Here is a 19145-nt window from a genome sequence, read left to right on the forward strand (position 1 = left end):
TCTTGCGTAAAACGGCGCCATGACAATGGCGTCCGACCCGAAAATGAACCCGCAATCCGGCCTTCTCTCCGCGGAGGCCAATCAGGCCGCCGCGCTCGCAGCCTATGGCGGCGTGCTGACCGTCGATCTCGACGCCATCATCGCCAACTGGCGCAAGCTCGAGAAGACGGCGGTGCCGGCCGAGTGCTCGGCGGTGATCAAGGCCGACGCCTATGGCTGCGGCGCCGCCGAGGTCGCGCGTGCGCTGAGCAAGGCCGGCTGCAGGACCTTTTTCGTCGCCACGATCGACGAGGCGCGCAAGGTGCGCGCGGCCGTCCCGGAGCCCACGATCTACGTGCTCGGCGGCTATTTCCAGAACACCGGCGAGCACTACGCCAAGATCAATTGCCGGCCGGTAATCGGCGATCTCAACGAGCTCGCGGAGTGGGACGTGTTCTGCCGCCGCACCGGCTGGACCGGGGGCGCAGCGGTGCACATCGACACCGGCATGAACCGGCTTGGCCTTACACTATCGGAAGCGCAGGCCATCATCCCCCGCATCAACGCTGGCGATCACGGCATCACGCTGGTGATGAGCCATCTGGTCTCCGCCGAGCAGCTCAACAGCCCGGTGAACGCCAAGCAGCTCGCGGCCTTCCGCGCTATCGCCAGCGAATTCTCCGGCGTGCCGGCGGCGCTCGCCAATTCCTCCGGCATCTTCCTCGGCGCGCCGTTCCAGTTCGACCTGGTGCGGCCGGGGGCTGCGCTCTACGGCGTCAACCCGACGCCGGAGGCCGACAATCCGATGCAGCCGGTGGTCGATCTCAAGGCGCGCATCGTGCAGACCCGCACCATCGAGCGCGGCGAGAGCGTCGGCTATGGCGGCACCTGGACTGCGCGGCGGCCGACGAAACTGGCGATCATCGCAGTCGGTTATGCCGACGGCTATTTCCGCGCCGCCAGCTCCAATGACGGCACCCGCGGCGCCGAGGTCATCGTCGCCGGCAAGCGCTGCCCCGTCGCCGGCCGCGTCTCCATGGATCTCATCGCGATCGACATCACCGATCTGCCGCCGAATGCGGCGCGGCGCGGCCATATGGTGACGCTGCTCGGCGAGGGCATCACCGTCGATGAGCTCGCGCATCATTTCGGCACCATCGGCTACGAGGTGCTGACCAGCCTCGGGCACCGCTATGCCCGGCTCTACAAGGGCGGCAATGTGGAAGAGCCGCTGGTCAAGCCGGCTGCCGCGACCGGAGCCGAGCAGCCGCCCTCACCGCCGCCGGTCGAGCAGCCGCCGGCCCCGCCGCCGCTGCCGGGCTAGTCCCGATGAAGACTCTCGTCCCCCGCACGCAGCGCAGTGCGCCGTGCGTCGCGGCGTAGTGCGCTGCAGAGCCGGGACCCATTTCTCTACATTGCGTCGTGCCGCCTTCTGGGTCCCGGCTCGCGCTTCGCGCGTCCGGGACACGAGACTTACTTCTTCTTCCTGCTGTCCAGCGTCGTCTTGCAGGTCGCGCTGAGCTGGTCGCGCTTGTCGTTGAGGCAGGCAATGACCTTGCCGCCGCCGGGCGCGATGCCGGCGCAGAATTTGTCGTAATCTGCCTTGCACGCACCGCGCGGGTCCGGCGATTGTGCCGACGCGAGCCCGGAGAACGCGACAGCGACGACGATAGCGGCAAAGTTCAACTTGGACATTGTATCTCCGGGTACGGAAGGCAGGAGCCGGTAGCTCTACATGAAGATCGCGACATTCAACATCAACAACATCAACCGCCGCCTGCCCAATCTCTTGGCATGGCTGCGCGCGTCGAAGCCCGATGTCGTCGCGCTTCAGGAATTGAAGGCAAGTGATGGCGAATTTCCGGCGGCCGCGATCGAAAAGGCCGGCTATGGCGCGGTATGGTGTGGACAGAAAACCTGGAACGGGGTCGCCATCCTCGCCCGCAAGGCCGAGCCCATTCTCACCCGCGACCGCTTGCCTGGACGAACTGGCGATCACGAAGCGCGCTACATCGAGGCCGCCGTGCGCGGCATCATCGTCACCAGCATCTATCTGCCCAACGGCAATCCGCAGCCGGGACCGAAATTCGACTACAAGCTCGACTGGTTCGCACGTCTCAGGCGCCACGCCAGGACCTTCATCAAGCAGGATCTGCCAGTGGTGCTCGCCGGCGACTACAACGTCGCGCCTGATGAGATCGACATCTATCCGACGCGCTCATGGGACAAGGATGCGCTGATCCAGCCGAAGAGCCGCGCGGCTTTTGCCTCATTGGTCGAACAAGGCTGGTGCGATGCGATCCGCGAGCTGCATCCGGAGCAGCGCATCTACACGTTCTGGGACTACAAGCGAAACCGCTGGCCGCGCGATGCGGGCCTGCGGCTCGATCATCTCCTGCTCAGCCCTGCCCTTGCCTCACGGTTGGCCAAGGCGGGTGTCGATAAGCAGGTCCGCGGCGAGGATGGCGCCAGCGATCACGCGCCGACGTGGGTGGTGTTGAAATAGCGGCGATTTCCTAAGTTCATCGCCCGTAATATTCCTGCACCGTATCCCATGCCGCCTTCTGCAGCAGCTGTGTCGTCTCGGCATCCAGCCCCATGACGTAGGCATTGCCGACCGGAGAACGTCCCGTCAGCGCGGCGAACGTCACGCATGCCGCCAGATAGGTGCCCGCCGGACTGGGATGTCGCTTGTCCGGCGCGTAGAGATTGAGCTCCGGCTGGAGCTTGCGCACGCGCGCGAAGGCAAGGCCAGCAGGAATGACCAGCGCATCATTGGCATTGCCGGCCGTCGTATAGGCCTCGGCCAATGTCTCCGTCATCTCGGGCTTATCGGCATAGGCCCAAGACATGAACAGCACCGGCCGCATGCCGTGAGCGCGGACGATCTCGCTGTCCTTCCCGGCGAAGGTCGTGAACGCATCCTTCAATTGCGGATGGATCGGACATTGGCTGCAATCCATCATCACGACGGCGTCATACTGCCGGCCAGGCTTGTTGAAGATAACGTTGTTCTGCTCGTCGAAGGAATAGGCGCCGAGGCCGCCCGGCCGCAGCAGATTGTCCATATCGTGCCAGTCGAGGCCGGAGCCGCCGATAGTCACCATGGTGTTGCGATAGGCCGCCTTGTTGGCGGGATCGGCAGCCCGCTCCATGAAGGTGAGATGCCCGGGCATGCCGTTGTTATAGTAAAAGAAGCTGTTACCGACGAACAGCGCGGCCTTGGGAAAATCCGGTCCGAGCGAAGTCACCTTCGGCTTCGTCTGCGCGTGGACATTGAAGCAGGCTGCAACGACGAGACACATTGCGAGCATCACTCGCGCAAAGAGACGCATCATGGTTTCCTCCCCATTTCCAGGGCCGGAACCAAATCAGTTTTTCAAAATGGCCTCAAGAGCACGAACGTGCAGCGGTCATGCGCCTAGCTCACCCCAAGTTCTTGCCGTCGATGAGGTGCAGCGTATCACGCTGGAAAGCGCCTCCGTCACTTCGAAAACCGTCTCACCGCCATGACAAGCTTGCCGCTTGCGGGACAGTCCAAACAAAAACATGAAAAACAACCCCATGCACAGTAGCCGACCACTGCCGGATCAATAAGTTGCGTATATTCCGAAATTGAGTTTGACTCGTCGGGCAAAACACTTGCAGGATGTCACCATCGAAGAATTTCAGTGCGCCGCCGGCAGTACATCGACGGGAGGTCCTGTCGGTGCCTCAAGTCCAATAAAATCGCGCCGTTGAGATGCACGCTTCCCCCTCCTCTTTCTGGCTTCATGCCGCGTGATTTCGCGAATGCATTTTTGCATGCTGGCGCGCGCGACTTTAGTGGCGAGCCCAGCACTGCCCGCAAGACCTGTTCGTGACTGTTCGGCGCGGCCATCCAACCGTGGCGGCAGCTATCCGGAAGTCGCGAAAACGAGAGACTGGAGCCCGGAGGCCTGCTACAAGGTTGAGCCGCGGTGGTCCGGCAACCAGATGAACCGCGAAAGGGGCTGGGAATGCGCGAACCGACCGGAGGCCTTCTCAGCCGCTACGAAATATTTGCCAGCAAGAACCTGGACGAGACGTACGCTTTCATGGAGCGCGGGGCGCATTTCTTCGAAATGTCACCGCGCGATTCCGGCACACTCGACCTCGTTTCGCGTATGGTTTTTTTGCCCAACACCAACATGGGTCGCATCTACTATGGGTCTGCGGTTTTGGCGGGGGCCCGAGATCTTGGGCGGCCGGAGCGTTTCCTGATCAGCATTCCTCTGCGCGGCAGTTCCGAGTTTGCTAACAAAGCACGCAGTCTTGAATGCAGCCCGGCCCGCTCATTCGTCGTCTCCTCGACCGAAGAATATACCATGCGGTCAGCGGCCGAAAGCGACCGGTTAACGCTCCACATCACCAAAGCCGCCGTGATGACGCAGCTGGCAGCGTTGCTTGGCGACCAACCGGGACGAAGGCTGGAGTTTCTGCCAGAGCTCGACTTCGGCACGACGCATGGGCGCAGCCTGCGCCGCCAAGTGCATCTGGCCATCGCCGACCTGGACGAGGCGGGACCGGAGGGGGCCAGTCCCCTTATGCTGAATATGTACGAGCAACTCATTATCACGGGATTGCTGCTCAATCAGGCCAGCAACTACACTGCCGCCCTGAACCGCCTGGAAAACAAGAATGGGCCGGGGGATGTGAAGCGCGCCATCGATTTCATGGAGGCGCATTTGCATTTGCCGATTACGTTGGTGGATATTGCCAAGGCATCTGGCGTCCCTGGACGAACATTGCTCGAGCATTTCAAGGATCATCGCAGCGTCTCGCCGATGCGCTACTTGCGCAACGCCCGGCTTGCCAAAGCTCGCCAGGCACTTTTGGGCACAGACTGCGCTGCAAGCGTTACCCAAATTGCAATGGAGTGGGGCTTCAGTCATTTGGGACGTTTCGCGATCGAGTATCGCAACCAATTTGGTGAAAGCCCGTCGAATACTTTGACACGCAGCCGGGCCGGCCGCCCGATCCCGCCCAAAAAACCCGCCAAGGGTCGATAGCGCCGCTTTAGAAGTCGGCCAGTCGCGTCCTGGTCTAATCCGCCAGGCAGAAAGGTTCAGCCCCCACTCCGCAGCCGCGCCACGAACGGGCTGCCCAGGCCAATTGAATCATCTGCTTGCGTCCTTACGCCGACGTGAACCGGGGGGCTTTCCATGCAGTCCGTGTTTAACGCTCCGCACAAAAGCCCCGCTAAAGGGCCTGTATCGGGGATTGGGTGGGCCGCGCTCGGGCGAGATCAGCGAAGAACAGTGGCGCGAAAAGCACAGGAGCGACGGACAAAACAGCCCGCGCGCCAGGGACAGCAAGGGGTGAAGAGCGTTCATTGTCCGGGATCTTACGTATACACACTTTTCAACTGGGATCTCTTCAGGAGACGTAGGATGTTTCGGATTTCGCGCAGGAAACGTCTCGCCATCACATTGAGTACCCTCCTGTCGGTCCTTGCATGCTCGCCACCGCTTAGTCTCGCGGCGTTCGCCGCCGGTAAGACCATCACGGCCGTGATGCATTCGGATCTGCGCATCCTCGATCCGATCTTCACCCCTGCCTACATCACGCGTGACCACGGCTACATGGTCTACGATACCCTTCTCGCAACCGACGCTAATTTCGATGTCCAGCCTCAGATGGCAGACTGGAAAATCTCCGACGACCGGCTCACCTACACCTTCACTCTGCGCGACGGGCTGAATTGGCACGACGGTACGCCAGTGACCGCAGAAGATTGCGTGGCGTCGCTCAAACGGTGGAGCAAGAGTGACGGGATGGGCCAGAGGCTGATGGATTCCGCCGCGAGCCTCGAGGCTACCGACGCGAAGACAATCACGCTGAAGCTTAGGGAACCCTACGGGCTCGTGCTGCAATCGATCGCAAAGCAGTCGACGCTAGTGCCATTCATGATGCCCAAGCGGCTTGCCGAGACGCCACCGGACAAGCAGATTTCCGAGCAGATCGGGTCAGGCCCTTTCAAGTTCGTGCAAACCGAGTTTCGGCCAGGTGTAAAAGTCGCTTACGAAAAAAACGCCGCCTACGTGCCGCGCAAGGAGCCGCCGAGCGGGACCTCTGGCGGCAAGATAGTGAAGGTCGATCGCGTCGAGTGGATCACGATGCCTGACGCGCAGACTGCCATCTACGCCCTGCAGTCCAACGAAATCGATTTTGTAGAAAGTGCGCCCGTTGACCTGCTGCCAAGCCTTCAAAAGAACAACGATATAGAGATCAGAACTCTGAACAAGGACGGCTTTCAGACATACGGACGTATGAACTTCCTGCTGCCGCCCTTTGACAAGGTCGAGATACGCCGTGCCGCGCTTCTGGCAATCAATCAGAAGGACGTGCTGGACGCGCTGGTCGGAGATCCCAAAAACTATAAGATCTGTGGTGCAATCTTCATCTGCGATACGCCGCTCGCATCCGATGTCGGTTCAGCGAGTTTGGTCAAGGGCGATGGCATTTCGGAGGCGAAGAGCCGCTTGGCAGCAACCGGGTATGACGGCACACCGGTCGTCATCCTGGCACCCAATGAATGGATGCTGAAGCCGCAGCCAACCGTCGTTGCTCAACTGTTGCGCAAGGCAGGGTTCAACGTAGACTTGCAGGCGACTGACTGGCAAACAGTTGTGAGCCGTCGAAACAGCCAGAAGCCCGTCAATGAGGGCGGCTGGAACATGTTCTTCACGACCACGGCCGCTTCCGACATGATGAACCCCCTGGTCAACAATGCAGTCAATACAAGGGGCAAGATAGGCGGTTGGTTTGGCTGGCCCGAGGACGCCAAGATCGAGCAACTCCGCGATGCGTATGCGCGCTCGTCATTGCCCAGCGAGCAGAAGAAGATCGCCGAGGAGATCCAGAAGGAAGTCTACGATCAAGTGATCTATATCCCGCTTGGGCAATATGTGAGACCGAGCGCTTGGCGGAAATCGCTTTCCGGTGTGCTCGATGGCCCCGCTACCCCGCTATTTTGGAATGTCGATAAGTCGAAGTGATGAATGATCGCGCGTCTGTAGGAGTATGCATCCCTGTGGCTTCGGCTCCTGCGACGCATCCGTGAAAACGGGTACGCGCGCCTCTTCTGCCTCCTACTCAGGCGTCCGCTCTTCCGCAAAAGCGACAAGGAATTTAGCTAGACCGATCGCAAGGCTATGCTTCGCAAGCCAGAGTAGGAAGGCTGTTGTGGTACTTCGAGCCCTACCCCTTCCCTCAGCTTCAGCTGCTCAATCGCACAACAAGCATACCGTCTCAGGCCGGGAATTCGCGGTCTCAACTGCTGAAGCGCGTCCCCAGATTGCCAAGGCGACGATGTGAACGATGAGAAATGCGGCTGCTACGGCCAACAGCCAACCCATTTCGCCTCGGGCCTGGGGGCGGCGGACCATCAATCTTCCTTGACCCGTCGAGCTGCCAACGGTCATTCCCGTTCTCCGGAATCCTGTTTGAGTTCGTGTGTGAGCAGGTGCGCATACTGGCGCACGACGCGACTTGCGTGCCGCCGCCGCGACAAGTGTAACGCCGACATGATGAAAGCGAAGATGCGACGCTTGTCCGGTTCGACCAGGCGACCATGAACCTTGGGGGCAGCTTCAGGTGGATAGGAGATGGTGCTCATTGTCCAAACCGATCGGCTAGAAGAATCCGGCGCTGAGATCGAGCCCGTAAGTCGTCGACAAAAGCCAAACGAAGAGGACCGCTCCGCAGAACAACACGAGCTGTTTGAGCGCATAGGCCTGTAATGAAGATGCAGGAAATGCCCGGACAAGAGCGTTCGTAACGGCGGTGGTTGTAAGAGCTCGCATGATAATCTCCAGGCTAGTGACCGGGCTTCAGCGAGCGTCGCGCCTCGTCGACGAGCTCGCAGTGCCGTTGCCGACGCCGGCGAATTTCTTTTTCCCAAAAGGCCCAGGTAAAACAGGCGCCAAGGCAAACTGAAATCAGATGAGCAGAAATGCAGATCCCCCGCGGTCTGGATCATGAATGCCCTATGCAAATAGACTCTCAGCTCCGTGCGAATGGGCGCAACGCAGAATCGATCAGGGAATATTGATCCCCGGCAACGGCCCCGTGGGGTCGATTGATGCTTTTGCGGGTGGCTGCTGCGAGAAAGCCGCGATTGCAATCAATACAAAGCATGGCAGGGCGATGAAAAATCCGAGACGCCATCGGTTGGGCTCCGCCCGGTCGTCGGGCGTCGCGAGGCGGCGCGTGCCAGTTGCGGTAGGCATGGTGGATCTCCGAATGTTGTGACGATGAGAAGGCAGCCCTCCAGACGCATCTCCGGCTCCGCTCCTCTGAGCTCCTGCTTGAAGAATCTCGAACTTGCCAAGATCTAAGTATGCCGTCGCATGCGCGGCTATCCGGTTGTGGCGGCCTTTATCCGGATTTCGCGGAAAACGAGAGACTGTGAAGCCATTCATGCCATGAAGTTCGGACGAACTGGCGTTGGCCAACACAAAACTCAGCTTCGAATGCAGCCCGACGCGCTCTGACGACGGAGCCTACGTCCCTGCGGCATCTCGAGGTCGAGTGAGAACTCCAGCCTCTGTTGCGGTTCATCACCGAGTAGATGCGACTGAGCCTGTTGCTGGCCAGGTTGGCGATGCGTGAAACAATGTGGCGGGCTGCATCTTACGGTCGATTGCAAGAATTGCGCTCAGATCGCACGTTTTCCGCGAATTTCGGATAGTTGGCGCCGAAATCGGATCGCAACATGGGATTCACAGGACTAATTCTTGCGAGCGAGGCGCTCGCTGTTCGCCTCATTGCAAGCCGAGAGAATGCACAAGAGCCTGAACCTGCGGCAGGCGCCACGCTCCGCCCCGAGAGGAATGAACCGGATTGCCGCGCCTTCGGCTTGTTGCGCGGCGACCACGAACGAGTTTTGGGAGTTCTGAGACATGCGATCGCAAGCTTTGCCGATCTCGACGCCCCGATTGGCGCAAACCCCGGTTCTCGAACGGCCAGCCGTCGTACCGGCAACGGGATTGACCTTCGAGGATGACGGCCTTCGCATCCGCGCGATCTTCAGTCTACCCGCCACATGGTGGCGGCGGTCTCGTTTCAGGGCAGAGCTGCGCGCGGATCTCAGAGACAAGCCCGAGTTTCTCCGCGACATCGGCATCGGCGTGTACGAAGCGCAAGCCGAGGTGGCGCGGTATTTCTGGGAAGCATTGATAGTTGAGCGCCGATAGAACACGGATTAGAGAACCGGCTCACCGCATTGACAGCTTGCCTCGATCGGCGTGACCCCTCCCCGTTTGTCAGGAGAGGGTCATAGCCAGCCCCTGCTGGAACATGCTGTCAGCAGCGACGTCCACCTGCGTCGCCGGCCCGAGAGCTCCTCAGGTGGCGCCCTCGTCAGGAATATTGAGAACGGTGCCACAGGCCTTGCAATGCACGGCGTCGGCATCGTGCCTCTGGAGCCCGCAAGCCGGGCAAGAAAATCGCACCTTGTGCGGACTGAGCAGCGCGCGGGCGAGATTGAAGAACAGAGTTACGCCGAAAATCATGATCACGACGGTGATCAAACGACCGACCGTGCCCGGCAAGGTAATGTCGCCAAAGCCTGTCGTTGTCAGCGCCGTGACGGTGAAATACAGGGCATCGGCGTAGTTCCGGATCTGATCGTTGCGAAACTTCTGGGTCTCGTAAACGATCCCAGTCATGACGAATATGAACACCGCCAGGTTCGTCACGGCGAAGATGACGTCTTCGTTGCGCCGAAAGAACGGAGAATCGATACGCAACCTCACCAGCATCTGGTAGTCGCGCAGCAGTCCCAACGTTCGCAGGATCCGGAGAAAGCCTCCCGCCTCTCCGGCTAGCGGTGCCAGGAAGGACACGATCGCAACCATGTCAGCCCAGGTCGCGAGTTGAGTAAATTTTCGAAACGGATGCCGATCGACGAGGAGCCGTGCCGAGAAGTCGGCAAGTAACGTTACGCCGAACAAGACATCGAGCGTCTCAACAATCTCGCTGGGCTGCAGGAAGGAGGTTGCGATGATGAACAGCACCGTCACGATATCGAAAGCGAGCAGAGCGTAGCGGAAGCGGACGCCGCTCGGCGTGGCGCCCTCGTAAAGGCGGCGGACGTTGCTTCTGAGAGACGTGAAGGTCACTGAATCATGATCGCGGTTTGCATGGATGATTGCAACTCGGACAGCGCGCCGCAAGATCCGACCAAGTCCTGGCCTCTCTGGCTGGACTCGTCCGTTGGACAGACGATCTAGGAACGAGGATCGCCACGTGGCGTTCAGTTCTCTTTCTTTGGGGGCTGAAATGCTCAAAGCCGAGGAATGCCGGGAGTTCGCCGAGCAATATCGAGCGCGCGCCAACGATGGAAGATCGGCGACTCGCCTCGCCAATGTTCTTCTGAGCGTTTCCAATGCCCCTCTCGCTCTGGCGAGACAATTGGACCTCCTCGCGTCGGTCGAAAGCCAGGAGAGCGCGAGGATTGCCAACCAGGCCATGCCGGGCTGAGCCGTGTCCTGAACAAGAGTGCCTGTCGGGCGCGCGACGCCGACATCGCCCCACGCGGAGCTGAACCGAGAGCGAAGCTCAGCGGCGACATTCGCGCGACCGGCGTCCTGTCATGCAGCCATAGAGCCGTTTGGGATCTTGTCCAAACTGTCCGATCCAAGCCTCTTGACGTCCGCGCATTGGTCATCATACTGGTCTGACCACGATCAGACCAAAGAGACAGGGATGGAACTCAAGCGGGCCACCGACGGCGAAAAAGGGTTCGAGAAGGTGTTTGCCTTCTTGCGCGAGCGCCTGCTTGCGGGCTCGCTCAAGCCTGGCGATCGCCTGATCTCCGAGCGCGAGCTCGCTACCCTGCTCGGCGTCAGCCGACCCATCGTCCGCGAGGCGCTGCGCGCCCTCACCGTGCTCGGCATCGTCGAGATCCGCGACCGCATCGGCACCGTGGTGACGCGGCCGGACGTGTCGGTGCTGAACGACTTCTTCACCTTCGCGCTGGCCCAGCACGCGGACATGCTCGACGACGTCATGCAGGCGCGCGTCGCGATCGAATGCCAGGCGGTCCGCCTCGCCTGCGAGCGCGCCAACATCGCCGATTTCGAACGGCTGCAGCGCGCGCTCGCGAAGATCGGGGAGACGATCGACGAGGCAGATGCGGGCGGCATGGCCGACTTCGACTTCCATCGTGCCATCGTCGTCGCCTCGCATTCGGAGACGCTGACGGTCCTGCACGCTTCGTTGGCGGGCCTGTTGACGCATTCGCACCGCAGCCGCCGCGAGCTGGTGCAGGCCTTCCCGTCGGTGAAGACCTATCTGATGGACGATCACCGCCGAATCTTCGAAGCGGTCATTGCGCGCGATCCGGAGCGCGCGGATGCGACGCTACGCAAGCATTTTGCGATCGGCGACGAATACCGCAGACGCGCCGTCGTCGGCGATATCGACAAGACCAGCGCTTCGGGCTGATCGCGGACTTCCAATCGATCAAGAAGCCGATCAAACAAGAAACGGACTGATGACATGGGACGGAACGACAAGGGCAATGTCGGCTTCATCGGCATCGGCACGATGGGCCGGGAGATGGTGCGCAATCTGCTGGTGGCCGGACACGCGGTCCGCGTCTTCGATCTGAACGAAGCCGCGCTGGCCGACAGTATCAAGGAAGGCGCGACGCGCGCCGAGAGTCCCGCCGATGCCGCGCAAGGCACCGATATCGTCATCACCATGCTGCCCGACACGCCCCATGTCGAGGCGACCATTTACGGTGGGCACGGCCTGCTGAAATCCCCGCCTCCCGGCAAGCTCATCGTCGACATGAGCACGATCTCGCCGGTTGCCGTTCGCCGCATCCATGCCGATCTGCAAAAAGCCGGCGTCGGCTTCATCGACGCGCCGGTCTCCGGCGGCCCCGTGGGCGCCCAGAACGCTGCGCTCTCGATCATGGCCGGCGGCGATGCTGAAGCCTTTGCCAAAGCAGAGCCGTTCTTCCGTGCGATGGGTACGACCATCACGCATGTCGGCGCATCCGGCGCCGGCCAGACCGTCAAGCTCTGCAATCAGCTGATCTGCGGCATCAACATTCAGGCGATCTGCGAGGCGCTGGCGCTCGGCCGTGCCTCCGGCCTTGATCTCAATCTGCTGCGCCGCGTGCTGCTCGGTGGCTCCGCGGCCTCCTGGATGCTCGACAAGCTCGGCTCCGCGATGATCGCGGGCGACGTCTCGGCCGGCTTCCGCATCGATCTGCAGCTCAAGGACCTCCGCCTGGTGCAGGAGCACGCGCAGGCGCTGAGCGTGCCGCTCCCCGGCACCGCGCTTGTCACCAGCCAATATGTCGATGCGCGTGCCCACGGCGAAGGCAGCAACGGCAATCAGGCGCTGTTCCGCGTCTATGACCGCATGACCAACCAGGTAACCGGCTGAATCTAACACGATGAGCCTCCAACTCGACTTTCCCGCGGTGCTGGAGCGTTGGCCGAGTTTTCTCGCCGGCGCCGCTCTCACGCTGGAGCTTGCGGCCTTCGCGACGGTGCTCGGAGCCCTGTTCGGCACGCTCGCGGCGGTCGGACGCGGCACGCACAACGCGCTGATTGCAGGCGCCTGCAAGGTCTATGTCGAGACCATCCGCAACACGCCCCTCTTGGTCCAGATATTCCTGGTCTATTTCGGCCTCGCCAGCCTCGGCCTGAAGTTCTCCGCCTTCACCGTGGCCGTGGCCGCGCTGACGATCAATGTCGGCGCCTACACCGCCGAGATCATGCGTGCCGGCTTCGAGGCGATCCCGCGCGGGCAGATCGAGGCGGCCGAAGGCCTGGCGCTGTCGCGTCTGCAGATCTACTGGCACATCATCCTGCTACCGGCGATCGAGAAGGTCTATCCGGCGCTGACCAGCCAGTTCGTGCTGCTGATGCTGGCCTCCTCGGTCTGCTCGCAAATCTCGGCCGAGGAGCTCACGGCCGTTGCCAACTACATCCAGTCGGACACCTATCGCGCCTTCGAGACCTACATCATCGTCGCCGTGCTCTACGTGATCCTGTCGCTGGTGATGCGCGCCGGCTTCTGGGGCCTCGGCCTCGTGCTGTTTCCGCGCCGGCGCCGGCTCGGCACGCCATTGTGAGATGATCATGGGCGGACATCTCAACATCAATCATCTGATGTTTTTGGGCCAGGGCGCGCTGTGGACCATTGGCCTGTCGGCGATCGCGCTGATCGGCGGCGGCATCGTCGGCTTCGTGATCGCGCTGGCGCGGATCTCGCCGCTCAAATCCGTGCGGATCGCCAGTGCCCTCTATGTCCAGCTCATCCAGGGCACGCCGCTGCTCGTCATCCTGTTCCTCGGCTATTTCGGCCTTGCCGCCATCGGTTTGCAGGTCTCGCCGTTAGCTGCCGCCGGCGCCTCGCTCACGCTCTACGTCGCCGCCTATCTCGGCGAGATCTGGCGCGGCTGCATCCAGTCGGTACCGAAGCCGCAATGGGAGGCCGCGGAGGGCCTCGCGCTGAGCCGGACCCAGCGCATGATGAAAGTGATCCTGCCGCAGGCGATCCGCATCGCGACGCCGCCGACCGTCGGCTTCATGGTGCAGATCATCAAGAACACCTCGCTCGCCTCCGTCGTCGGCTTCGTCGAGCTGATGCGCTCTGGCCAGATCGTCAACAACTCGCTGTTCGAGCCGTTCGCCATCTACGCGATCATCGCCGTCACCTATTTCGCCATGTGCTATCCGCTGTCGCTGTTCAGTCAAAGATTGGAACGGCGGATGGGGCGTGGCCGATCCAACCTGGCGCCAGCCTGACATGCAGCAGAACGCACCCTCCTCCGAACCGATCGTATCGCTCCGCAACGTGCAGAAGAGCTTCGGCCCGCTCCGTGTGCTCGACGGCGTCTCGTTTGCCGTCGAACGCGGCGAGGTGCTGGCGCTGATCGGCCGCTCCGGTTCCGGCAAGAGCACGGCGCTGCGCTGCATCGACCGCTTCGAGAAGGTCGACGCCGGCGAGATCGTCGTCTGCGGGCACCGTGTCGACCGTCCGGATGTGAACTTGCGCGCGCTGCGCCAGGATGTCGGCATCGTGTTCCAGAGCTACAATCTGTTTCCGCACCTCACGATCGAGCAGAACATCACGCTGGCCCCCTGCGCCGTGAAGGGCTTGTCCGGCTCGCAGGCCAAGGATCTCGCACAAAAAGTGCTGGCGCAGGTCGGACTTGAGGAGAAGCTGCATGCCTATCCCGAACAGCTGTCTGGCGGCCAGCAGCAGCGCGCCGCGATCGCCCGTTCGCTGGCGATGCAGCCGAAAGTGATGTTGTTCGACGAGGTCACTTCCGCGCTCGATCCCGAACTCACCGGCGAAGTGCTGAAGGTGATCGAGCAATTGGCGGCCGATGGAATGACCATGGTGATGGTCACCCACGAGATGGGCTTTGCCAAGGGGATCGCCGACCGGATCGTCTTCATGCATCGCGGAAAGGTCCACGAGACCGGCGCCGCTTCGATCCTGACGTCGCCGACGACGCCAGAGCTCACGCAATTCGTGGGCACTGGAAACTTAAAATCATAACAGGAGAGGAGAACTAGGGATGACCAACAAGACATTGCTGGGGACAGCGGCCGCGCTGTGCTGTTTCCTCATGATGGCCGCCACGCCGGCATCGGCGGACCTGCTCGACGACATCATGAAGGCGAAGAAGATCCGCATCTCGACCGACCTCGCCATCCCGCCCTCCGGCATGATGGATAGCACCATGAAAGCCACCGGGTCCGACGTCGAAGTGGCGCAGCTGCTCGCCAAGGACTGGGGGCTCGAGCTCGAGTTCATCCAGACCACCGGCGCGACCCGCATCCCGAACGTCCTGACCGGCAAGGCCGACATCATCATTTCGACCCTGTCAGTGACGCCGGACCGCGCCAAGGTGATTGACTTCACCAAGCGTTACGCAACACTGCAATCCGATGTCGGCTGCCTGAAATCATCGACCGTCAAGGACTGGCCCGACCTGAAGGACAAGTCGATCGGCGTCTCCCGCGGCACCACGCAGGACACGACCCTGTCCAACATGAAGGACAAGGACCTCAAGATCGCCCGTTACGACGACGATGCCACGATGGTGACCGCGGCCGTCTCCGGTCAGGTCGACTGTGTCGCCTCGTCCGCGACGATCATCAACCAGATCGGCGTGAAGAACCCCTCGCGCGTGTTCGAGTCCAGGATTCCGCTGGCGACGTTCGACCTCGCCATCGGTCTCAAGAAGGGCGAGCAGCACCTGATGGACAAGCTCAACGCCTGGATCACCGAGAACGTCAAGAACGGCAAGCTCAACGCAATCTACAAGAAATTCCACGGGGTCGAGCTGCCGCCCGACATGCGCAGCTGAACCAAGAGCCGTGACAGCCGCACGCGGCTGTCACGGTCCATGCAAGATCAAGAAGGACATTACATGCGTCTCGTCATCGGATCCGACCACGCCGGTTGGCCGCTCAAGCAGACCGTCATCGACCACATCCGCAAGCTCGGCCACGACATCATCGACGTCGGCTCCTATGACGACAGGCCGGTGGATTTCCCCGACATCGCGCGGGCCGTGGCGCAGAAGGTAACATCCGGCGAAGCCGCACGCGGCATCATGGTGTGCGGCACCGGCGTCGGCGCCTCGATCGCCGCCAACAAGATGAAGGGCATCCGCGCCGCCGTCTGCCACGACGTCCATTCCGCCCATCAGAGCGTCGAGCATGACGACGTCAACGTCATGTGCATCGGTGCTCAGATCGTAGGCGCCTGGCTCGCGGTAGATCTGGTCTCGTCCTACCTCTCCGCCGAATTTTCCACCGACGAGGATTTCCGCCGCCGCGTTGAGAAGCTGCGCGTCATGGACGAGCAAGGCTGACGCCTGCCCGCCATGATCCTGGTATTCGGATCACTCAACATCGACCTGGTCGCGCAGGTGCCGGTCATTCCCGGCCCTGGCCGGACGGTGCTCGCGCCGTCCTACCGGACGCATTTCGGCGGCAAGGGCGCCAATCAGGCCGTCGCCGCCGCGCGGATCACGGGACCTGGACGCGTGCGCATGGCGGGCCGCGTCGGCCGGGACGGATTTGGTGACAGCGCGGTCGAGAACCTGCGGGCGCACGGCGTCGACACCGGTCTCGTCGTCAGGACCGACGAGCCGACCGGCTGTGCGTTCATCACGGTCGATCAAGCCGGAGAGAACGCAATCACGGTGGCGAGCGGTGCCAACATGACTGCGAGCGCCGGAGATCTTGCTGCCGCGCTGCCCCATTCCGGCATCGTGCTGGTGCTTCAGATGGAAGTGCCCTTTGCGCAGGCGCTGGAAGCTGCGCGCGGAGCCGCATCGGCCTCCGGCACCGTGATCTGGAATCTCGCGCCCGTGCCGGACAAGATGACCCGGGAGATGGTGACGGCGCTTCTCGCCGTCACCGATTATCTCCTGGTCAACGAGCACGAGGCGCTCGACGCGGCCGCCGCCATCGGCCTCGCCTTCGCCGACTACGAAGCTGCAGCCGCCGGGCTCGCCAGAGCCGGCAACCTCACCTGCATCGTCACTGCCGGCGCGCAAGGCGCGCTGGCCGTGACGGCCGACGGGACCCGCCAGCGCGCCCCCGCTCCGCGCATCACGCCGGTGGATACGACCGGAGCTGGCGATACCTTTGTCGGCGCGTTTGCGGCCATGCTCAGCGAAGGCATGTCGCTGCACCGCGCGCTCGAGGTGAGCTGCGAAGCCGCCGCATTGAAATGCCTCAAAGCCGGCGCCCAGACCGGCATGCCGATGCGCAGTGCGATAGGTTCCCTCGCCTAGCACGGATCGCCCGCATCGCTGGCCACGGCTAAACTCTCCCGATTCGTGGAGACTGCCTTGGCCTTCCTCTTCGTCCTCGCCGTCGGCCTCGTCGCCGGCACCATCTCAGGCATCGTCGGCACGGGATCGTCGATCATGCTGATGCCGGTGCTGGTCTATGCTTATGGGCCGAAGGAAGCCGTGCCGATCATGGCGGTCGCCTCCGTGATGGCGAATTTTTCGCGCATTCTCGCCTGGTGGCGCGAGGTCGACTGGCGGGCCTGCGCGGCCTATTCGGTGACGGGGATTCCGGCCGCGGTGCTGGGCGCGCGCACGCTGTTGGCGCTGCCTGCGCATACCGTCGATCTCACCATCGGCATCTTCCTGATCGCGATGGTGCCGGTGCGGCACTGGCTGGCGCGGCACGACCTCAAGGCCAATCTCTGGCACCTCGCCGTCGGCGGCGCCATCATCGGCTATCTCACCGGCATCGTGGTCTCGACCGGCCCGCTTAGCGTGCCGCTGTTCCTGTTCTACGGGCTCAGCAAGGGCGCGTTCCTCGCAACCGAAGCTGCCTCGTCGCTCGGTCTCTACTTCGCGAAGTCCGTGACCTTCGAACGTTTCGGCGCCCTGACGGGCGATGTCTTCATCAAGGGCCTGGTCGCGGGTTCCTCGCTAATGTCGGGCGCCTTCATCGCAAAGCGCTTCGTGCTGCACCTCAAGCCGGAAACCTTCCGGCTGGTGATGGACGCGATCATGGTCGCGGCGGGACTCTCCATGCTATGGAACGCGACACACTCCCCCTGAGCACGATTGACGCCCGATGGCCAAGAACACCCTCTCCTTCGTCTGCCAGAACTGCGGCGCGGCCTATAACCGCTGGCAGGGCAAGTGCGAGTCCTGCGGCGAGTGGAATACGCTCGCCGAGGAGGACACCAGCGGCAGCGTGCCGGTGTCGATCCGCTCCAAGCGCAAGGGGCGAACGTTCGCGCTGGAGAGCCTCGCCGGCAAGAGCCCGGACGCCCCGCGCCTGTCCTCGGGAATGAGCGAGCTCGACCGCGTCACCGGCGGCGGCTTCGTCCGCGGCTCGGTGCTGCTGGTCGGCGGCGATCCCGGCATCGGCAAATCGACGCTGCTGACGCAGGCGACCAGCCTGCTGGCGCGCGCCGGCCACCGCGTCGTCTACATCTCCGGCGAAGAGGCAGTCGCGCAGGTGCGCTTGCGCGCCGAACGGCTCGGGCTGTCGGACGCGCCAGTGCAGCTCGCCGCCGAAACCTCTGTCGAGGACATCGTCTCGACGCTGTCGGAGGGCGCGGTGCCCCGGCTGATCGTGATCGATTCGATCCAGACCATGTGGACCGACACGGTGGAATCGGCGCCCGGAACGGTGACCCAGGTGCGCGCCTCGGCGCAGGCGCTGATCCGTTTCGCCAAGAGGACGGGCGCGGCCATCATCCTGGTCGGCCACGTCACCAAGGACGGCCAGATCGCCGGTCCCCGCGTCGTCGAGCACATGGTCGACGCGGTGATGTCGTTCGAGGGCGAAGGCTCGCAGCAATTCCGCATCCTGCGCGCCGTGAAGAACCGGTTCGGGCCGACCGACGAGATCGGCGTGTTCGAGATGACGGGCCTGGGCCTGCGCGAGGTCACCAACCCCTCGGAGCTGTTCCTGTCCGAGCGCGATCTCGGCACGCCCGGCACCGCAGTCTTCGCGGGTATCGAGGGTACGCGGCCCGTTCTGGTCGAATTGCAGGCACTGGTGGCCCCAACCTCACTCGGCACGCCGCGGCGCGCGGTGGTCGGTTGGGATCCGAGCCGGCTGTCGATGGTGCTGGCGGTGCTGGAGGCCCATTGCGGGGTCAAGCTGTCCGGACACGATGTCTATCTGAACGTCGCCGGTGGCCTGCGCATCCACGAGCCGGCGGCCGATCTCGCCGCCGCGGCGGCGCTGGTGTCCTCTCTGGTTAATGCGCAGTTGCCGACCGATGCGGTCTATTTCGGCGAGATCTCGCTCTCCGGCGTGGTACGCCCGGTGGCGCAGACCCCGGCCCGGCTGAAGGAAGCCGCGAAACTCGGCTTTCAGCGCGCCGTGCTGCCCGAATCAGCCCGCGGTGAGGCCGGCGGCGATGCCGGATTGACGCTGAATGCGGTCAACAGCCTGACGACATTGGTGGCCGAGATCGCCGCCCGCGGCTCCCGCCGGGGCGAATCGAACGCGCCGGCCGAGAAAAATGCCACACCGGCAAGATTCCGCCGTGGAGAGGGTTAGGTGGAGGTGACGCCGGAGGCCCCCGCCGCTATACAGCCGTCACAAAAGCAGCATGGGATTGCGTGGTTGCGGCCTTGCCGGGAACGCCGTCTGCCCCTCTTTTAAGGC

The 19145-nt window shown here is 62.6% G+C and carries 20 protein-coding genes; 16 read left to right on the top strand and 4 right to left on the bottom strand.

Annotated elements, in window-relative coordinates:
- Nucleotides 1-25: 25 nt before the first annotated feature.
- The gene (alr, locus tag IVA81_RS13925; RefSeq protein WP_247318942.1) at nucleotides 26-1303 is read left to right on the top strand and encodes an alanine racemase; all 1278 of its coding nucleotides are present in this window, start codon (nucleotides 26-28) and stop codon (nucleotides 1301-1303) included.
- Nucleotides 1304-1452: 149 nt separating this feature from the next.
- Here the strand turns inward: alr and IVA81_RS13930 are convergent, their stop codons facing one another.
- Nucleotides 1453-1674, bottom strand: a complete 222-nt coding sequence (locus IVA81_RS13930; protein WP_247318554.1) for a cysteine rich repeat-containing protein — start codon at nucleotides 1672-1674, stop codon at nucleotides 1453-1455.
- A gap of 40 nt (nucleotides 1675-1714) precedes the next feature.
- Here IVA81_RS13930 and IVA81_RS13935 point away from each other — a divergent pair, with 40 nt between their 5' ends.
- Entirely contained in the window at nucleotides 1715-2485 is a 771-nt protein-coding gene (locus IVA81_RS13935) for an exodeoxyribonuclease III (RefSeq protein WP_247318573.1), read from the top strand.
- Nucleotides 2486-2501: 16 nt separating this feature from the next.
- Here IVA81_RS13935 and IVA81_RS13940 read toward each other — a convergent pair whose 3' ends face one another.
- A complete protein-coding gene (locus tag IVA81_RS13940) occupies nucleotides 2502-3317 on the bottom strand; it encodes a DUF4886 domain-containing protein (protein ID WP_247318577.1) in 816 nt (271 codons plus the stop codon).
- Between the two features lie 660 nt (nucleotides 3318-3977).
- Between IVA81_RS13940 and IVA81_RS13945 the strand changes: the two genes are divergently transcribed.
- The gene (locus IVA81_RS13945) at nucleotides 3978-5009 is read left to right on the top strand and encodes an AraC family transcriptional regulator (RefSeq protein WP_247318580.1); all 1032 of its coding nucleotides are present in this window, start codon (nucleotides 3978-3980) and stop codon (nucleotides 5007-5009) included.
- A gap of 381 nt (nucleotides 5010-5390) precedes the next feature.
- A complete protein-coding gene (locus tag IVA81_RS13950) occupies nucleotides 5391-6998 on the top strand; it encodes an ABC transporter substrate-binding protein (protein WP_247318583.1) in 1608 nt (535 codons plus the stop codon).
- 422 nt (nucleotides 6999-7420) lie between these two features.
- On the opposite strand, the gene IVA81_RS13955 is transcribed toward IVA81_RS13950, so the two are convergent.
- Nucleotides 7421-7618: a hypothetical protein gene (locus tag IVA81_RS13955; protein WP_247318587.1), complete on the bottom strand. Its 198-nt coding sequence runs from the start codon at nucleotides 7616-7618 to the stop codon at nucleotides 7421-7423.
- A 1372-nt stretch (nucleotides 7619-8990) separates the two neighbouring features.
- Here IVA81_RS13955 and IVA81_RS13965 point away from each other — a divergent pair.
- Nucleotides 8991-9197, top strand: a complete 207-nt coding sequence (locus tag IVA81_RS13965; protein WP_247318593.1) for a DUF1127 domain-containing protein — start codon at nucleotides 8991-8993, stop codon at nucleotides 9195-9197.
- A gap of 150 nt (nucleotides 9198-9347) precedes the next feature.
- On the opposite strand, the gene IVA81_RS13970 is transcribed toward IVA81_RS13965, so the two are convergent.
- A complete protein-coding gene (locus IVA81_RS13970; protein ID WP_247318596.1) occupies nucleotides 9348-10124 on the bottom strand; it encodes an ion channel in 777 nt (258 codons plus the stop codon).
- A 127-nt stretch (nucleotides 10125-10251) separates the two neighbouring features.
- Between IVA81_RS13970 and IVA81_RS13975 the strand changes: the two genes are divergently transcribed.
- The 11 genes from IVA81_RS13975 (at nucleotide 10252) to radA (ending at nucleotide 19037) form a co-directional block, all read left to right on the top strand.
- Complete coding sequence (locus IVA81_RS13975; RefSeq protein ID WP_247318598.1) at nucleotides 10252-10485, top strand: hypothetical protein; 234 nt, start codon at nucleotides 10252-10254, stop codon at nucleotides 10483-10485.
- 225 nt (nucleotides 10486-10710) lie between these two features.
- The gene (locus tag IVA81_RS13980; RefSeq protein ID WP_247318600.1) at nucleotides 10711-11451 is read left to right on the top strand and encodes a FadR/GntR family transcriptional regulator; all 741 of its coding nucleotides are present in this window, start codon (nucleotides 10711-10713) and stop codon (nucleotides 11449-11451) included.
- 54 nt (nucleotides 11452-11505) lie between these two features.
- Nucleotides 11506-12405, top strand: coding sequence for an NAD(P)-dependent oxidoreductase (locus IVA81_RS13985; protein ID WP_247318603.1), 900 nt, complete (start codon nucleotides 11506-11508; stop codon nucleotides 12403-12405).
- A 10-nt stretch (nucleotides 12406-12415) separates the two neighbouring features.
- Nucleotides 12416-13099 carry an amino acid ABC transporter permease gene (locus tag IVA81_RS13990; protein ID WP_247318620.1) on the top strand — a complete coding sequence of 228 codons (684 nt, stop codon included), beginning with the start codon at nucleotides 12416-12418 and terminating at the stop codon, nucleotides 13097-13099.
- A gap of 7 nt (nucleotides 13100-13106) precedes the next feature.
- On the top strand, nucleotides 13107-13775 hold the full coding sequence (locus tag IVA81_RS13995; protein ID WP_247318623.1) for an amino acid ABC transporter permease: 669 nt from the start codon (nucleotides 13107-13109) through the stop codon (nucleotides 13773-13775).
- Nucleotide 13776: 1 nt separating this feature from the next.
- Entirely contained in the window at nucleotides 13777-14535 is a 759-nt protein-coding gene (locus IVA81_RS14000) for an amino acid ABC transporter ATP-binding protein (protein ID WP_247318944.1), read from the top strand.
- Nucleotides 14536-14554: 19 nt separating this feature from the next.
- Nucleotides 14555-15349 (top strand): transporter substrate-binding domain-containing protein, encoded by a 795-nt coding sequence (locus tag IVA81_RS14005; protein ID WP_247318638.1) that lies wholly within the window; start codon nucleotides 14555-14557, stop codon nucleotides 15347-15349.
- Between the two features lie 63 nt (nucleotides 15350-15412).
- A complete protein-coding gene (gene rpiB / locus IVA81_RS14010) occupies nucleotides 15413-15859 on the top strand; it encodes a ribose 5-phosphate isomerase B (protein ID WP_246924695.1) in 447 nt (148 codons plus the stop codon).
- A 12-nt stretch (nucleotides 15860-15871) separates the two neighbouring features.
- Nucleotides 15872-16789, top strand: a complete 918-nt coding sequence (locus IVA81_RS14015; protein ID WP_247318641.1) for a ribokinase — start codon at nucleotides 15872-15874, stop codon at nucleotides 16787-16789.
- 57 nt (nucleotides 16790-16846) lie between these two features.
- A complete protein-coding gene (locus IVA81_RS14020; RefSeq protein WP_247318643.1) occupies nucleotides 16847-17575 on the top strand; it encodes a sulfite exporter TauE/SafE family protein in 729 nt (242 codons plus the stop codon).
- 16 nt (nucleotides 17576-17591) lie between these two features.
- Nucleotides 17592-19037, top strand: a complete 1446-nt coding sequence (radA, locus tag IVA81_RS14025; RefSeq protein WP_247318646.1) for a DNA repair protein RadA — start codon at nucleotides 17592-17594, stop codon at nucleotides 19035-19037.
- The last annotated feature ends 108 nt before the right edge of the window (nucleotides 19038-19145 follow it).

The sequence above is a fragment of the Bradyrhizobium sp. 141 genome (assembly GCF_023074055.1).
In the GTDB taxonomy this organism is placed as follows: Bacteria; Pseudomonadota; Alphaproteobacteria; order Rhizobiales; family Xanthobacteraceae; genus Bradyrhizobium.

What these genes read in the sequence shown, in the direction of transcription:
- alr (WP_247318942.1), top strand. Translation starts at nt 26, where the DNA reads ATGGCGTCCGACCCGAAAATGAACCCGCAATCCGGCCTTCTCTCCGCG.
- IVA81_RS13930 (WP_247318554.1), bottom strand. Translation starts at nt 1,674, where the DNA reads ATGTCCAAGTTGAACTTTGCCGCTATCGTCGTCGCTGTCGCGTTCTCC.
- IVA81_RS13935 (WP_247318573.1), top strand. Translation starts at nt 1,715, where the DNA reads ATGAAGATCGCGACATTCAACATCAACAACATCAACCGCCGCCTGCCC.
- IVA81_RS13940 (WP_247318577.1), bottom strand. Translation starts at nt 3,317, where the DNA reads ATGATGCGTCTCTTTGCGCGAGTGATGCTCGCAATGTGTCTCGTCGTT.
- IVA81_RS13945 (WP_247318580.1), top strand. Translation starts at nt 3,978, where the DNA reads ATGCGCGAACCGACCGGAGGCCTTCTCAGCCGCTACGAAATATTTGCC.
- IVA81_RS13950 (WP_247318583.1), top strand. Translation starts at nt 5,391, where the DNA reads ATGTTTCGGATTTCGCGCAGGAAACGTCTCGCCATCACATTGAGTACC.
- IVA81_RS13955 (WP_247318587.1), bottom strand. Translation starts at nt 7,618, where the DNA reads ATGAGCACCATCTCCTATCCACCTGAAGCTGCCCCCAAGGTTCATGGT.
- IVA81_RS13980 (WP_247318600.1), top strand. Translation starts at nt 10,711, where the DNA reads ATGGAACTCAAGCGGGCCACCGACGGCGAAAAAGGGTTCGAGAAGGTG.
- IVA81_RS13985 (WP_247318603.1), top strand. Translation starts at nt 11,506, where the DNA reads ATGGGACGGAACGACAAGGGCAATGTCGGCTTCATCGGCATCGGCACG.
- IVA81_RS13990 (WP_247318620.1), top strand. Translation starts at nt 12,416, where the DNA reads ATGAGCCTCCAACTCGACTTTCCCGCGGTGCTGGAGCGTTGGCCGAGT.
- IVA81_RS13995 (WP_247318623.1), top strand. Translation starts at nt 13,107, where the DNA reads ATGGGCGGACATCTCAACATCAATCATCTGATGTTTTTGGGCCAGGGC.
- IVA81_RS14000 (WP_247318944.1), top strand. Translation starts at nt 13,777, where the DNA reads ATGCAGCAGAACGCACCCTCCTCCGAACCGATCGTATCGCTCCGCAAC.
- IVA81_RS14005 (WP_247318638.1), top strand. Translation starts at nt 14,555, where the DNA reads ATGACCAACAAGACATTGCTGGGGACAGCGGCCGCGCTGTGCTGTTTC.
- rpiB (WP_246924695.1), top strand. Translation starts at nt 15,413, where the DNA reads ATGCGTCTCGTCATCGGATCCGACCACGCCGGTTGGCCGCTCAAGCAG.
- IVA81_RS14015 (WP_247318641.1), top strand. Translation starts at nt 15,872, where the DNA reads ATGATCCTGGTATTCGGATCACTCAACATCGACCTGGTCGCGCAGGTG.
- radA (WP_247318646.1), top strand. Translation starts at nt 17,592, where the DNA reads ATGGCCAAGAACACCCTCTCCTTCGTCTGCCAGAACTGCGGCGCGGCC.